Below are 15,166 nucleotides of genomic sequence, written 5' to 3'. Positions count from 1 at the left end.
GAAGTGTAAGACATTGGAAAAACGTGTCTTAAAAACACTTGAATTTGATAAAATTATTCAGCAAGTGACTGCACATTGTACATCGTCAGCAGGCCGGTCGCATGTAGAGCAGCTCGTTCCATCCCATCAATTAGAGGATGTTCAGCGTTTATTGGAAGAAACAGATGAAGGACTGGCATTGCTGCGAATTCGGGGAAATGTGCCAATGGGCGGCATTCATGATATTCGTCCGCATGCCAAGCGTGCACAAATCGGAGCGATGTTAAGTGCAATGGAGTTAGTGGAAATTGCAGACACCATCCGTGCCAGCAGAATACTGCGTCAGTTTTTGGAAGCGGTGATTACGGAAGAAGAGATTTCGATTCCGCATTTAATTGGCCGCAAGCAGGCAATGCCTATCCTGACAGGTCTTGAACATGAAATCAATGCAGCGATCGACGATAACGGCAGGGTAATGGACAGCGCTTCTTCTGCATTACGATCTCTTCGGCAGGGTCTTCGTATACAGGAAAGCCGGGTTAAAGAAAGACTGGAAAGTTACACAAGAGGGAAAAACGCTTCCAAGATGCTTTCAGATGCCATCGTTACGATGCGGAATGACCGCTATGTGATTCCGGTAAAAGCGGAATATCGTTCTCATTACGGCGGTGTGATTCATGATATGTCCTCTTCAGGCCAGACGCTTTTCATTGAACCTGATGCGGTAGTTCAAGCCAATAATGAAATACGCAGTTTAAAGGTGAAAGAACAGGAAGAAATCGAGAAAATACTTCTTGCTCTGTCTGCAGAGGTTCAGGCAGTAGCACATGATTTATTTACATTGGTTCAGCTATTAGCCGAAGTAGATGTAATTTTAGCGAAAGCAAAATACGGCACTGCAAATAAATGTACGAAGCCCGAAGTCAATGGGGATGGCTATATGCGCCTTGCAAAAGCTCGGCATCCATTGTTGCCGATCGAAGAAGCGGTTGCGAATACGATCGAATTTGGTGACGAGATCACAACGATCGTTATTACAGGTCCGAATACTGGCGGTAAGACGGTGACATTGAAGACGGTAGGACTCTGCACACTGATGGCGCAGGCCGGATTGCCGATTCCTGTGCTGGATGGTTCAGAAATTGCTGTGTTTGATTCGATTTATGCTGATATCGGGGACGAGCAGTCAATTGAGCAAAGTTTGAGTACGTTCTCTTCCCATATGGTGAATATAGTGGATATTCTGAAGAAATTCGATGACCGTTCACTGTTATTATTTGATGAATTAGGTTCGGGAACTGATCCGCAGGAAGGGGCAGCTCTGGCAATCTCTATCCTGGACGAAGTGCATGGCAGCGGAGCACGTGTGATGGCGACAACACACTACCCGGAATTAAAGGCATACGGATATAACCGTCCGGGCGTGGCAAATGCCAGTGTTGAATTCGATATTGATACGCTGAGCCCGACGTACAGACTGTTAATCGGCGTGCCTGGACGAAGTAATGCTTTTGAAATTTCAAAACGGCTCGGATTGCATAACCATATTATTGACCGGGCAAAAAGTTTTACTGGAGAAAATCGGGGAGAAGTGGATTCGATGATCGCTTCACTTGAAACAAGCCGTGTGCAATCCGAAAAAGATGCGGAACAGACGCACGTTCTGTTGCTTGAAACTGAACAGCTGAAAAAAGAATTGAATGCCAAGCTTGCGGAATTTGAAGAGCAGAAGGACCGCTTAACTGAAGCAGCAAAAGAACGCGCGAAGAAAATTGTGGAACAGGCGAAAATTGAATCCGAAGCTGTCATCTCTGATTTGCGCGCCCTTCGTATGACGGCAGGAGCAAGTGTAAAAGAACATGAACTGATTGATGCGAAGAAGCGTCTGGAAGGTGCAGCGCCGGCGGAAAAGAAGAAGAAAGCAATTAAAGCCAAAGCAGCTCCCCGTCCGCTTCAGCCGGGCGACGAGGTGAAAGTACTGGCCTACGGACAAAAAGGTGTTCTGGTAGAAAAAGTTTCAGATAAAGAATGGGTCGTTGAAATCGGTATTTTAAAAATGAAATTACCTGAGTCCGGACTCGAATACATTAAGCCCGAAAAAGAGAAGAAACAAGTGATATCCACAGCGGTAAGAGGCCGTTCGGGTCATGTAAAGCTGGAATTAGATCTGCGGGGCGAACGTTATGAAGATGCGATTGCACGTACTGAAAAGTATTTGGATGATGCACTTTTATCCAATTATCACCAAGTTTCCATTATTCACGGCAAAGGGACAGGCGCACTGCAAAAAGGTGTTCAGCAATATTTGAAAAAACATTCCCGTGTAAATTCATACCGTTTCGGCGAAGCGGGAGAAGGCGGCTCCGGTGTAACAATCGTTGAATTGAAATAAAATGAAACCTTTCGGCACAGTCAATCGTAAGACAAGCAAGAGAACATAAAGAAGGTGCCGAAATTATGGATCATACGGGTTTTTGGAGTCACCCTTTAGTGGAAACAGCGGGTTATTTCAGCGTAGTTACACTATGCCTGATCGTCTCCATGGTATTATTTGAGGTCGTAACAAAATATAAAAACTGGGAAGAAATTCGAAAAGGCAATTTGGCTGTGGCGATGGCAACAGGCGGTAAAATTTTCGGTGTTGCGAATATATTTCGCTATTCCATTGAGCAGCACAACAGTCTGCCGCAAATGATGGGATGGGGACTGTTTGGTTTTACACTGCTCATCTTTGCCTATCTGCTGTTCGAATTCCTGACTCCGAAATTCAAAGTGGATGATGAAATACAGGCGGATAATCGTTCTGTCGGTTTCATCTCACTCTGTATTTCGGTCGGTCTGTCTTTCGTTATAGGAGCCAGTATTTCATAGGAGATAGCTTATTATGGAAAGATTGATTAAAATTTTGATTGCAGTCTGTATACTATTCGTTTTAGTTGGAGTGTATTGGCTTTTTACGAACACGCCTTGACTTTGGTCTGGTGTGTTTTTTGTTTCATTTTTTATTGCGCACTGAAGCATAATATCCTTACCGCATGCATGTAATAGAGTAGACGAAATCTTTCTATTTTGGGCTAAAGTAAAGCGCTTTCATATTTATCTTGTAAACTAAATGGTTTATCGATATACTAATGAACAAGGAATATTCAAACAATTAATTACAAGTGAAGGAGTTGTGAAGATGACACAAAAGCCTTGGTTGTCAACCTATCCACCTGAAATTCCGAGAACATTGGAATACGAACAAATTCCCCTGCAGGAATATCTAACGAGGTCGAAAAAGAACTATCCTGATAAAACTGCTATGCATTTTATGGGGAAAGATATTACATTTACAGAGTTTTATGAGTCAGCTTTAAAGTTCGCCGCCTATCTGCAAAAGCTTGGTGTTGTAAAAGGTGATCGTGTAGCAATTATGCTGCCGAACTGTCCTCAGGGTGCTATCGCATATTATGGTATTCTGTATGCAGGCGCAATTGTCGTTCAGACAAATCCCCTTTATACAGAACGCGAAATGGCTTATCAAATGTCGGATTCCGGAGCAAAAGTGATCATTACATTAGACATTCTATATCCGAGAGTCTCGAAAGCTATGAAGGCGACTTCATTGGAACATGTGGTTATTACTGGAATTAAAGATTATCTGCCGTTCCCTAAGAATCTTATCTATCCATTTATCCAGAAGAAAGAAAACGGTGTTACGGTCAAGGTGGAACATCGGGGGATTAATCATTTATACACAGAGATCATGAAATCCACTAAACCTGATCCAGATCATGTATCGTTTGAAAAAGACGATATTGCTCTTCTTCAATATACAGGCGGAACAACAGGACCTCCAAAGGGTGTAGAATTAACGCATGCCAATTTAATCAGCAATGCGGAAATGTGCAGCACATGGCTATATAAAACCGAAGAAGGTAAAGAAACAATTATGGGAATTCTACCGTTCTTCCATGTATATGGAATGACTACTGTGCTGATTTTCGCTGTAATGAAAAGCCATAAAATGATTTTGATTCCCAAATTCGATTTTAAGACAGCTTTAAAAGAAATAGATAAGCAGAAACCTACATTATTTCCGGGAGCCCCGACTATTTACATCGGCCTCTTAAATCATCCGGACTTGAATAAATATGATTTGTCTTCAATAAAGGCATGTATCAGCGGATCTGCCGCGCTGCCGATTGAAGTAAAGGAAAAGTTTGAAGAAGTAACAGGCGGCAAGCTGGTAGAAGGCTACGGACTGACAGAAACATCACCTGTTGTCTTATCTAACTTCGTTTGGGACGGACTCGAAAAAAGAGGTTCTATCGGTGTTCCTTGGCCAGACACGGATGCTTGTGTGCTGGGACCCGGTTCATCTGACTCCCTTCCGTTCGGTGAAATTGGGGAGATCGCAGTAAAAGGTCCTCAAATAATGAAAGGTTATTGGAATAGACCTGACGATACGGCAGAAACGTTCCGGGACGGCTGGTTACTGACAGGGGATCTTGGTTATATGGATGAAGACGGCTACTTTTTTATCGTAGACCGTAAGAAAGATATGATTATTGCGAGCGGGTTCAATATTTATCCTCGCGAAATCGAGGAAGTGCTTTATGAGCATCCGGGTATCCAGGAGTGTATCGTAGCGGGTGTGCCTGATCCATACCGTGGCGAAACGGTTAAAGCTTATATCGTATTAAAAGAAGGACATTCCGTTACAGAGAAAGAATTAGATACGTATTGCAGAAAACAGCTGGCGGCATTTAAAGTTCCAAAGAAATATGAATTCCGTGATGAGCTGCCGAAAACAGCAGTAGGTAAAATTTTACGACGTTCACTTGTCGATGAAGAGAGGAAAAAACTAACAGAAGGTAGTGATACATTAAAAACTTCTTAACAAAATACTTGACTGTAACTGAAAAGTTTACTATTATGAAAATATGAATGAATAATCATTCATATTTTCTTTTTTGGTGGTGAAAGATATTGAAACGGACAAAACCTAAATATAAACAAATCATTGACGCTGCAGTAATCGTCATTGCAGAAAACGGATACCACCAAGCTCAAGTCTCAAAGATTGCTAAAGAAGCGGGAGTGGCGGATGGAACCATCTATCTTTACTTTAAAAATAAAGAAGATATTCTGATTTCCGTCTTCCGGGAGAAAATGGCGATTTTTGTAGAGAACGTTAAAGAAATATTAACTAAAGACTTTTCCACCTCAGAGAAATTACGTGAGGTTGTTGAAAATCATTTCAGAGTGCTGCAGGATGATCCTCATTTGGCGATCGTCACCCAGCTGGAGCTTAGACAATCCAATAAAGATCTGCGTTTCCAAATCAATAATGTATTAAAGGAATATATGATCTTGTTGGATAATTTACTCGAAACAGGAGTGAAACATGAAGAGTTTTCTGTTGATTTGGATTTGCGTCTGGCCCGGCAAATGCTCTTCGGAACGATGGATGAAACAATTACTTCCTGGGTCATGAATGAACAGAAATACGATTTGGTCAGTCTCGCTCCGAGAGTCAGCAATATGTTATTACATGGATATCAGCAAAAATAAGGGTATACTATCAAAGGGGATGTAGTGGATGTCATTGATTAAGATGGAAAAGGATGGTCACATCGCTTTGGCGAAAATAGATCACCCTCCTGCGAATGCACTTTCTTCAAAATTAATCGAAGAAGTGGATCAACTCTTGACCAATGTAGAGAACGACAGTGAAATTCGAGTTGTCGTTTTATACGGAGAAGGAAGATTCTTCTCGGCAGGAGCAGATATTAAAGAATTTACGACAGTCAATACAGGTGACGCTTTCTCCGAGCTTTCGGGCAATGGCCAGAAAGTGTTTGAACGTTTGGAAAGCTTCCCTAAGCCTGTAATCGCTTCCATTCATGGCGCGGCGCTTGGCGGAGGTTTGGAATTGGCGATGTCTTGCCATATCAGATTGGTTACAAAGTCCGCTAAACTCGGCTTGCCTGAATTGCAATTAGGACTCATTCCCGGTTTTGCCGGTACACAGCGTCTTCCGCGTTTAGTCGGTGTCGCAAAAGCAGCAGAAATGATGCTGACAAGTGACCCGATTTCAGGCGATGATGCAGTGCAGTGGGGACTTGCCAATCATGCGTATGCAGATGAAGAGCTTATGGACGCTACGCTGGAACTGGCAAAGAAAATCTCTCTTAAAAGCCCTATTGCAGTGAAGCATGCGTTACATATGCTGTCCTTTACAAAAGACCGATCCTTCCATGATGGAGTTGAAGCAGAGGCGAAGTCATTCGGTGAAGTCTTTGTATCTGAGGATGCCAGAGAGGGAATACAAGCATTTATTGAAAAGCGTCAACCTACATTTACCGGAAAGTAATTATTGAATAGGAGGTTCTATTAATGAACATTTATGCATTGGTAAAAAGAACATTTGATACGGAAGAAAAAATCTCAATCTCAAACGGTGCTATTTCAGAAGACGGCGCAGAATTCATCATCAATCCTTATGATGAGTACGCTGTGGAAGAGGCAATTCAGCTGCGCGATGAACACGGAGGAGAAGTAACAGTTTTGTCTATCGGTGAAGAAGACGCGGAAAAGCAATTGCGTACAGCGCTTGCCATGGGTGCAGATAAAGCTGTTCTGATCGATGTGGAAGATGACATTGATGAAATGGATGAATTCACCTCTGCTAAAATTATCGCAGATTACTTGAAAGATAAAGATGCAGATATCATTCTGGCAGGTAACGTAGCAATTGACGGAGGTTCTGGTCAAGTCGGACCTCGTGTTGCTGAGCTGCTCGGTATTAACTATGTAACGACAATTACGGACTTGAAGATTGACGGAACTACAGTGACGGTGGTTCGTGACGTTGAAGGTGATTCTGAAACTATCGAAACGTCTCTTCCGTTGCTTGTGACAGCGCAGCAGGGATTGAACGAGCCGCGTTATCCATCACTTCCGGGAATCATGAAAGCAAAGAAAAAACCGTTGGAAGAGCTGGAATTCGATGACTTAGATCTTGAAGAAGACGATGTGGAAGCGAAAACGGAAACAATCGATGTATTCCTTCCTCCAGCAAAAGCAGCGGGCCGTGTACTTGAAGGGGAACCTGCAGACCAAGCAACTGAACTAGTAAAATTATTGCACTCTGAAGCGAAAGTAATTTAATTCATATAGAACCGTAATAGGAGGGACTACATTATGTCAAAGAAAATTTTAGTTTTAGGTGAAGCTCGCGATGGCGAACTGCGTAACGTGTCTTTTGAGACAGTTGCAGCAGCAAAAACAATTTCAGGCGGCGGAGAAGTTGTCGCTGTTTTAATAGGAGATCAAGTCCAGTCACTGGGTGAAGAAATGATTCATTATGGAGCAGACCGTGTTGTAACAGTTGAGCATCCTCATTTGAAGCATTATACACCGGACGGTTTTGGTCAGGCGTTTATGGCTGTATATGAAGATGAGTCACCGGAAGGAATCGTTTTCGGACACACAGCAATGGGTAAGGATCTATCTCCAAAGATAGCAAGTAAGCTGTCGGCAGGTCTGATTTCAGACGTTACGAAAATTGAAGGGGAAGGCGATGATGCGGAATTCATCCGCCCGATCTATTCAGGTAAAGCGTTTGAAAAAGTGGAAATCAAAGACGGTCTGCAATTCATCACAATTCGGCCGAACAACATTGAGCCGCTTGCACATGATGCAGGACGTTCTGGTGATATAACATCAAAAGAAGTGGAAATCAATAACTTGCGCTCTGTTATTAAAGATGTTGTAAGAAAATCAACAGAAGGTGTTGATCTTTCTGAAGCGAAAGTAATCGTAGCAGGCGGACGCGGAGTAAAAGGTACAGAAGGATTTGAACCTTTGAAGGAACTGGCAGACCTTTTGGGAGGAGCAGTCGGTGCGTCACGCGGTGCATGTGATGCGGATTACTGTGATTATTCATTGCAAATTGGCCAGACGGGCAAAGTTGTTACGCCTGACCTCTATATTGCAGCAGGAATCTCCGGTGCGATTCAGCACGTTGCAGGTATGTCCAACTCTAAAGTCATTGTAGCGATTAACAAAGATCCTGAAGCGAATATCTTTAAAATTGCTGACTACGGAATCGTAGGGGACATTTTCGAGATTATTCCAGTTATGATTGATGAAATCAAAAAACTTAAGTAAGCGAATTGAAGTGTAAGCATTTTTTTAGCCCCTATGATACCTCCATGATATAATGCAAATATAGTGGTAGATTAAAGGAGGAAATTACTAATGGCAATTATTAATGCAACAGATGCGAATTTTGCTGAAAACATTAAAGAGGGCGTAGTACTTGTAGATTTTTGGGCGCCTTGGTGCGGGCCATGTAAAATGATCGCTCCTGTGCTTGAAGAACTTTCGGGCGAAGTAGAAGGAAAAGCGAATATCGTCAAAGTAAACGTTGATGATAACCAGGCAACAGCCAGCCAGTTTGGAATTATGTCTATCCCGACTCTTCTTCTATTTAAAGATGGAGAAGTTGCAGAGAAGGTTGTCGGATTCCAGCCGAAAGAAGCTCTTGCACAATTAGTTGAAAAACACGCGTAATTACCAGAGACCGGGAGCTGATACAGCCACCCGGTCTTTTAGTAGGTGAAAATAATGAATGAAATTATTGAAAATAAGTTATCGATCCTCCCTGAACTGCCCGGCTGTTATTTAATGAAGGATCGTCAGGACACCGTGATTTATGTAGGAAAAGCGAAAGTACTGAAAAATCGTGTCCGCAGCTATTTCACAGGCTCCCATGACGGTAAAACACAACGGCTGGTCGGCGAAATTGAGGACTTTGAATATATCATCACCAATTCGGAAATCGAAGCGCTGATTCTTGAATTAAATATGATTAAGAAATATGATCCCAAATACAATATTATGCTGAAGGATGACAAAACGTATCCTTATTTGAAGATCACTAATGAGCGTCATCCGAAACTCATCATTACAAGAAAAGTGAATAAGAAATCGGGGAAATATTTCGGCCCGTACCCGAATGCGACAGCAGCACATGAAACGAAAAAACTGCTTGACCGTTTGTATCCTTATCGTAAGTGCCAAACCATCCCGGCACGTGCCTGTCTGTATTATCATATCGGTCAATGTTTGGCTCCCTGCATAAAAGAAGTGCCGGCGGAAGCCTATACCGAAATGATTGCTGACATCAGCCGATTTCTAAGTGGCGGCTATAAAGAAGTGAAGAAAGAATTGCAGCAGAAAATGAATGAAGCTGCTGAGCAATTGGAATTCGAACGTGCAAAAGAATACCGTGATCAGATCACAAACATTGAAACGGTTATGGAAAAGCAAAATATGAATGCCAACGATTTCACCGACCGGGATATTTTTGGCTATGCAGTCGATAAGGGCTGGATGTGTGTTCAAGTTTTCTTCGTCCGGCAAGGTAAGATGATTGAGCGCGATGTATCTATTTTTCCTGCCTATCAGGATCCTGAAGATGAACTGCTAACATTCTTAGGGCGTTTTTATGGAGAGGCACAGCATCTTCTGCCGAAAGAGATCCACCTGCCTGAAAGCGCCGACTTGGAACTTGCTCAGCAACTGCTGAATACCAATGTCTACGTACCGCAGAGAGGAAAAAAGAAAGAACTCGTTAAGCTGGCTAATAAAAATGCTGATATAGCGCTGAGTGCAAAATTCCAACTGATTGAACGGCAGGAAGAGCGGACAATTGGAGCCTGTGAAGAATTAGGGCGGGCCATGTCCATCAGCACGCCGCTTCGCATCGAAGCATTCGATAATTCACATACACATGGCGTAGAGCCGGTATCCGCAATGATTTCATTTATTGACGGCAGGCCGAACCGTAAAGATTACCGGAAGTATAAAACAAAAACTGCCGCTGCGCATGATGATTACGGTGCAATGCGTGAAGTAATCAGACGAAGGTACACACGTGTTCTGAAAGATCATCTGCCATTACCTGACTTGATAGTCATAGATGGCGGAAAAGGACAGATGGAGATTGCCAGGGAAGTTTTAGAAGATGAGTTAGGGTTAGAGATACCGATTGCAGGTCTGGCGAAAGACGATAAACATAATACTGCACAGCTGCTTTACGGTAATCCTCCTGAAATCGTTGCGTTAAAGAAAACAAGCGAAGCATTTTATTTGTTGCAGCGCGTTCAGGATGAAGTGCACAGATTTGCAATTACGTTCCACCGACAGCGCAGGGGTGCATCTTCTTTGACATCTTCATTGGATGGTATTGAAGGAGTCGGCCCTAAGCGCAAACAACAGTTATTAAAACATTTCAAAACGGTTAAAGCAATCCGCGAGGCGTCTGAAGAGCAACTGCAAGAAGCTGGATTGCCTGTAAAAGTGGCTGAAAAACTAATTGCACATTTTCAGCAGAGTGAACAGAAGGAAACCCCCTGACTTGAGCCGGGGGTTTCACAGTACAGATTTAGGATCACCTTTTACAATAAAATGTATGAATGATTCTTTTGGCATTTTTTCTCCGTAACACTCTGTTACATATCCATTTACTTTTTGATGCTGTTCAGCCAAAAAGCCGGCTTCGAGTGAGCAGGAACCTCCTGATAGCTCGAGCAGGCTGCTGTTATGTAAGATGTAGTGAATTTCGTGTTTTATTGTTTTGTCCATAGTGAGCTGCCCCCAGCCGGCTTCTTTAAAAAAAGCTGGCAGTTCTTCAAGGGACAGGACCGGGAACTTTCTGGCCATATCTTTTCCCAGCCAATAGAGTATTTCATCTTCATGTTTGCCCAGTAAAGTGGGCAGTAAATGATCCCGCATCAGGTTATAACCAAAGTTCGTGGCTTCTGTCTGTTGAGTATTCAATGGTTTACAATCCTTTCAAAAAAAAATTCTTGCAAGATCAGAGCAATTTTTGGAAAAATCACAATAAAGGATAAAAAATTGACAGCATCTTGACCTGCCACATACAGAGGAGTACAATGTACATGTTATCATATTGTACCACGAAGAGAGATACCGAGGAAGTGCAGCTATAGAGAGAATCTGCATTCATCAGGAAGATCTCAAAAATAAGGGAGGGTAAAAACTTGTCGAAAGAATCAGATTTTTTCATTCGCCGTCTACATTCGTTGCTCGGGGTTATTCCAGTTGGACTTTTTGTTGCCCAACACTTAGTCGTCAACCACTTTGCAACGCGCGGTGAAGAAGCATTCAACAATGCATCTAACTTCATGGGTAACTTGCCGTTTGTTACATTTTTGGAATGGTTTATTATCTATATACCATTAATGTTCCACGCTTTTTACGGGGTGTACATAGCATTTTCTGCCAAATACAACGTGGGCCATTACGGTACTTTCCGTAACTGGATGTTTACGCTTCAGCGTTTCACCGGTGTATTCCTTGTGATCTTTATCGCATGGCATGTGTACGAAACACGTATTCAAAAAGCGCTTGGCGCAACAGTAGATTTTAACATGATGGCGGATATCTTATCGAATCCACTCATGCTTGTATTCTACATCGCCGGTATTTTGTCTGCGACTTTCCACTTGGCAAACGGACTCTGGTCTTTCTGTGTCACTTGGGGTATTGCGCAGTCACCAAACTCACAAAAGATTGTTTCTTATATTACAATGATCGTATTCTTAGTGCTGTCAGTGATCGGTATTCAGGCACTTCTGGCATTTGTATAATTAACCAACTAATGAAATCATGAATAATTGAGGAGTGAAACAATAATGGCAAAAGGCAGATTGATTGTCGTCGGTGGGGGATTGGCCGGTTTAATGGCTACCATCAAAGCAGCAGAAGCTGGCACACCGGTTGACTTGTTCTCGCTGGTTCCAGTGAAACGTTCCCACTCCGTATGTGCCCAGGGCGGCATTAACGGTGCTGTAAATACAAAAGGTGAAGGCGACTCGGTCGATATTCACTTTGACGATACAGTATACGGCGGAGACTTTCTAGCGAATCAAAAACCAGTGCAGGCAATGACGGCAGCAGCTCCTGGAATCATCCACTTGCTTGACCGTATGGGCGTTATGTTTAACCGTACACCAGAAGGTCTTTTGGATTTCCGTCGTTTCGGCGGTACACTTCACCACCGTACAGCGTATGCAGGTGCTACTACTGGACAGCAGTTACTATATGCTCTTGATGAGCAGGTGCGATCCCATGAAGTATCGGGATTAGTACAGAAATATGAACACTGGGAATTCCTCGGAATCATTAAAGATGAAGAGGGAGTTTGTCGTGGAATCAAAGCACAAAACCTGAAGACAATGGAGATCCAGGCTTTCAAAGCGGATGCTGTCATCATGGCTACCGGCGGACCAGGAATCATTTTCGGTAAATCTACGAACTCTGTTATTAATACAGGTTCTGCTGCTTCTATCGTATATCAGCAAGGTGCATCTTACGCGAACGGCGAATTCATTCAAATTCACCCGACAGCAATTCCCGGAGACGATAAGCTTCGTCTGATGAGTGAATCTGCTCGTGGTGAAGGCGGACGGATCTGGACTTATAAAGACGGAAAACCTTGGTACTTCCTTGAAGAAAAGTATCCGGACTATGGTAATCTAGTGCCACGTGACATTGCGACACGTGAAATTTTTGATGTCTGCGTAAACCAAAAATTAGGTATCAACGGAGAAAACATGGTGTACTTGGACCTTTCTCATAAGGATCCACATGAATTAGACGTCAAGCTTGGCGGAATCATTGAGATTTATGAGAAGTTCACAGGGGACGACCCTCGTAAAGTACCGATGAAAATCTTCCCGGCTGTTCACTATTCAATGGGTGGATTATGGGTTGATGATCATCAGCAGACGAGTATTCCAGGTTTATTTGCAGCAGGGGAATGTGATTTCTCACAGCACGGTGCAAACCGTCTGGGCGCCAACTCCTTGCTTTCTGCCATCTACGGCGGTATGGTCGCTGGCCCGAACGCCATCGATTATATGAAGCATCTGAAGCGCACGGCTGATGAACTGCCAAATGATATTTATGATGCGGCAATTCAGGAAGAGCAGCAGAAATGGGAAGACCTGCTTAAAATGGACGGTACGGAAAATGCGTATGTTATCCATAGAGAGCTTGGAGAGTTAATGACGGATAACGTTACTGTTGTTCGTTTCAATGATAAGCTTAAAGCAACCGACGAGAAAATTGTTGAGCTGCTGGAGCGCTATGAAAATATCAGCATGACGGATACACAGCAATGGTCTAACCAGGGAGCTATGTTTACACGTCAGTTGAAAAACATGCTGTACCTTGCACGCGTCATAACGATCGGCGCATTAATGCGTGATGAAAGCCGCGGCGCACACTTTAAGCCGGACTTCCCGAATCGTGATGACGAGAATTTCTTGAAAACGACGATGGCGAAATTTGACGGAGTATCTGCTCCGATTATCACGTATGAAGAAGTAGATACTTCTCTAATTCCTCCACGTATACGCGATTATTCAGCGAAGAAAGGAGATTGACAAAAGTGAGTGAACAACAAACAGCAACGGCGACTAAAACAGTCGTGTTTGATATTCAGCGCCAAGATACTGCAACTTCTACCCCATATACAGAACGTTTTGAAGTTCCATACCGTCCGAATATGAACGTTATTTCGGCACTCATGGAAATCAGACGAAACCCTGTAAACGCAAAAGGTGAGAAAACAACGCCTGTTAACTGGGATATGAACTGTCTGGAAGAAGTATGCGGTGCTTGTTCTATGGTTATCAACGGACGTCCGCGCCAGTCTTGTACAGCGCTCGTAGACCAATTGACACAGCCGATCAAACTTGAGCCTATGCGTACTTTCCCTGTTGTCCGTGACTTGATCGTGGACCGTGAATTCATGTTTGATTCATTGAAACGGATTAAAGCTTGGGTTCCGATTGACGGAACATATGATTTAGGCGAAGGACCCCGTATGCCTGAGCGTAAGCGTCAATGGGCTTATGAATTATCTAAATGTATGACTTGCGGTGTATGTCTGGAAGCATGTCCAAACGTAAATGACAAGACAAACTTCATGGGACCTGCCTTAATGTCTCAAGTACGTCTTTTTAATTCACATCCAACTGGCGCTATGAATAAAGATGAGCGTCTGGCAACGGTTATGTCTGACGGAGGAATCACGGAGTGCGGTAACTCACAAAACTGTGTAGTTGCCTGCCCGAAAGGAATTCCTTTGACTACGTCAATCGGTGCAATTGGCCGAGCTACAACTATCCAAATGTTTAAAAACTTCTTCGGAAGTGACCATCAAGTAGACTGATTACAGTTAAGACGGCTTGCCTTTGCGGCAAGCCGTTTTTTACTTTGTGCAAAGTTGTTTGGAAAATATATATATGCTGAATTAGCGAATGGATGAAGTCATTGACGTAAAATGTTTTTTTGCTATAATAAAATAAATGAATATTCATTCAGTTGGGAGAAGGGGATGTTGGCATGAGAGCAAATTATATTGAGGACTTACAAACATGGGAGAGTGAATTCTCTTTCCATACAGAAATACCAGTGCGTTTTTCAGATACTGATATGTTTGGTCATTTGAATAATACAAAGGTTTTTGTTTACTTCGAAGACGCACGGATACAGTATTTACAAACCCTTACAAAAGTGATGGATGAGATGAAGCGGGATCCTGAAGTAATTCCGGTTGTTGCTGATTTGCAATGTGACTTTGTAAAACAAATATTCTTTGATGAAAAATTAAAGATTTTTGTAAAAGCCAATTCATTAGGGACGACATCTGTTGATCTTCATTATATGGGAAAGAATACTAAGAATGAAATCGTCTTTACCGGCAGAGGAACAGTTGTTCAGATTAACAAAGGAACCGGAAGACCGGTCGCCTGGTCTGAGGAAGAAAAGAAAGTGTTCCTTCAGTATGCTTAAAAAGCCTACACAGACGCGCCCCCGCTCACATATCCTAAGGTGAAAGCGTAAAGAGGAGGGGCGCATCTTGGATGAAATGCAGAATCGTTCTTTATTGACGAATCGAGAACGACAGATTTTCACATTACTCGTTGCTGATTTTACGACAAAAGAAATTGCAGGACAGCTGACGATCAGTGAAAAAACTGTTCGGAATCATATATCCAATACGATTCAGAAGCTGGGTGTATCAGGCAGAGCACAAGCTATCGTAGAACTGCTGCGGTTAGGAGAGTTAAAACTTAATTAAAGAGATCACTGTATC

At 42.9% G+C, this 15,166-nt stretch carries 15 protein-coding genes; 14 read left to right on the top strand and 1 reads right to left on the bottom strand.

The annotated features are described in order from the left end of the window. Window positions 1-13 precede the first annotated feature (13 nt). The 9 genes from GDZ68_RS06265 to uvrC all read left to right on the top strand — a co-directional run bounded on the left by GDZ68_RS06265 (window position 14) and on the right by uvrC (window position 10,392). Window positions 14-2,371, top strand: a complete 2,358-nt coding sequence (locus GDZ68_RS06265) for an endonuclease MutS2 (RefSeq protein ID WP_153721415.1) — start codon at window positions 14-16, stop codon at window positions 2,369-2,371. Between the two features lie 65 nt (window positions 2,372-2,436). Continuing rightward, window positions 2,437-2,850, top strand: coding sequence for a DUF350 domain-containing protein (locus tag GDZ68_RS06260; RefSeq protein ID WP_153721414.1), 414 nt, complete (start codon window positions 2,437-2,439; stop codon window positions 2,848-2,850). Window positions 2,851-3,160: 310 nt separating this feature from the next. Continuing rightward, window positions 3,161-4,864 carry a long-chain-fatty-acid--CoA ligase gene (locus tag GDZ68_RS06255; protein WP_153721413.1) on the top strand — a complete coding sequence of 568 codons (1,704 nt, stop codon included), beginning with the start codon at window positions 3,161-3,163 and terminating at the stop codon, window positions 4,862-4,864. Between the two features lie 89 nt (window positions 4,865-4,953). Beyond that, window positions 4,954-5,538 carry a TetR/AcrR family transcriptional regulator gene (locus tag GDZ68_RS06250; protein ID WP_153721412.1) on the top strand — a complete coding sequence of 195 codons (585 nt, stop codon included), beginning with the start codon at window positions 4,954-4,956 and terminating at the stop codon, window positions 5,536-5,538. A gap of 28 nt (window positions 5,539-5,566) precedes the next feature. Continuing rightward, window positions 5,567-6,340 carry an enoyl-CoA hydratase gene (locus tag GDZ68_RS06245; protein ID WP_153721411.1) on the top strand — a complete coding sequence of 258 codons (774 nt, stop codon included), beginning with the start codon at window positions 5,567-5,569 and terminating at the stop codon, window positions 6,338-6,340. Between the two features lie 23 nt (window positions 6,341-6,363). Beyond that, window positions 6,364-7,137, top strand: a complete 774-nt coding sequence (locus GDZ68_RS06240; protein ID WP_153721410.1) for an electron transfer flavoprotein subunit beta/FixA family protein — start codon at window positions 6,364-6,366, stop codon at window positions 7,135-7,137. Window positions 7,138-7,170: 33 nt separating this feature from the next. Continuing rightward, complete coding sequence (locus GDZ68_RS06235) at window positions 7,171-8,139, top strand: electron transfer flavoprotein subunit alpha/FixB family protein (RefSeq protein WP_153721409.1); 969 nt, start codon at window positions 7,171-7,173, stop codon at window positions 8,137-8,139. 90 nt (window positions 8,140-8,229) lie between these two features. Continuing rightward, complete coding sequence (gene trxA, locus GDZ68_RS06230) at window positions 8,230-8,544, top strand: thioredoxin (protein ID WP_153721408.1); 315 nt, start codon at window positions 8,230-8,232, stop codon at window positions 8,542-8,544. Window positions 8,545-8,598: 54 nt separating this feature from the next. Continuing rightward, window positions 8,599-10,392 (top strand): excinuclease ABC subunit UvrC, encoded by a 1,794-nt coding sequence (gene uvrC / locus GDZ68_RS06225; protein ID WP_153721407.1) that lies wholly within the window; start codon window positions 8,599-8,601, stop codon window positions 10,390-10,392. Between the two features lie 15 nt (window positions 10,393-10,407). On the opposite strand, the gene GDZ68_RS06220 is transcribed toward uvrC, so the two are convergent. Continuing rightward, window positions 10,408-10,815: a YslB family protein gene (locus tag GDZ68_RS06220; RefSeq protein WP_228551026.1), complete on the bottom strand. Its 408-nt coding sequence runs from the start codon at window positions 10,813-10,815 to the stop codon at window positions 10,408-10,410. Window positions 10,816-11,039: 224 nt separating this feature from the next. Between GDZ68_RS06220 and GDZ68_RS06215 the strand changes: the two genes are divergently transcribed. The 5 genes from GDZ68_RS06215 (at window position 11,040) to GDZ68_RS06195 (ending at window position 15,151) form a co-directional block, all read left to right on the top strand. Further along, complete coding sequence (locus GDZ68_RS06215; protein WP_153721406.1) at window positions 11,040-11,648, top strand: succinate dehydrogenase cytochrome b558 subunit; 609 nt, start codon at window positions 11,040-11,042, stop codon at window positions 11,646-11,648. 45 nt (window positions 11,649-11,693) lie between these two features. After that, window positions 11,694-13,448, top strand: a complete 1,755-nt coding sequence (gene sdhA / locus GDZ68_RS06210) for a succinate dehydrogenase flavoprotein subunit (RefSeq protein ID WP_153721405.1) — start codon at window positions 11,694-11,696, stop codon at window positions 13,446-13,448. After that, the gene (gene sdhB, locus GDZ68_RS06205) at window positions 13,445-14,239 is read left to right on the top strand and encodes a succinate dehydrogenase iron-sulfur subunit (RefSeq protein ID WP_194841080.1); all 795 of its coding nucleotides are present in this window, start codon (window positions 13,445-13,447) and stop codon (window positions 14,237-14,239) included. The genes sdhA and sdhB overlap by 4 nt, the downstream gene beginning before the upstream one ends. Window positions 14,240-14,412: 173 nt before the next feature. Then, window positions 14,413-14,862, top strand: coding sequence for an acyl-CoA thioesterase (locus GDZ68_RS06200; RefSeq protein WP_153721403.1), 450 nt, complete (start codon window positions 14,413-14,415; stop codon window positions 14,860-14,862). 76 nt (window positions 14,863-14,938) lie between these two features. After that, window positions 14,939-15,151: a helix-turn-helix domain-containing protein gene (locus GDZ68_RS06195; protein ID WP_153721504.1), complete on the top strand. Its 213-nt coding sequence runs from the start codon at window positions 14,939-14,941 to the stop codon at window positions 15,149-15,151. Window positions 15,152-15,166: the final 15 nt, after the last annotated feature.

It is taken from the genome of Sporosarcina cascadiensis (assembly GCF_009650995.1).
Lineage (GTDB): Bacteria > Bacillota > Bacilli > Bacillales_A > Planococcaceae > Sporosarcina > Sporosarcina cascadiensis.
This window is presented reverse-complemented; position numbering and strand designations above follow the sequence as displayed.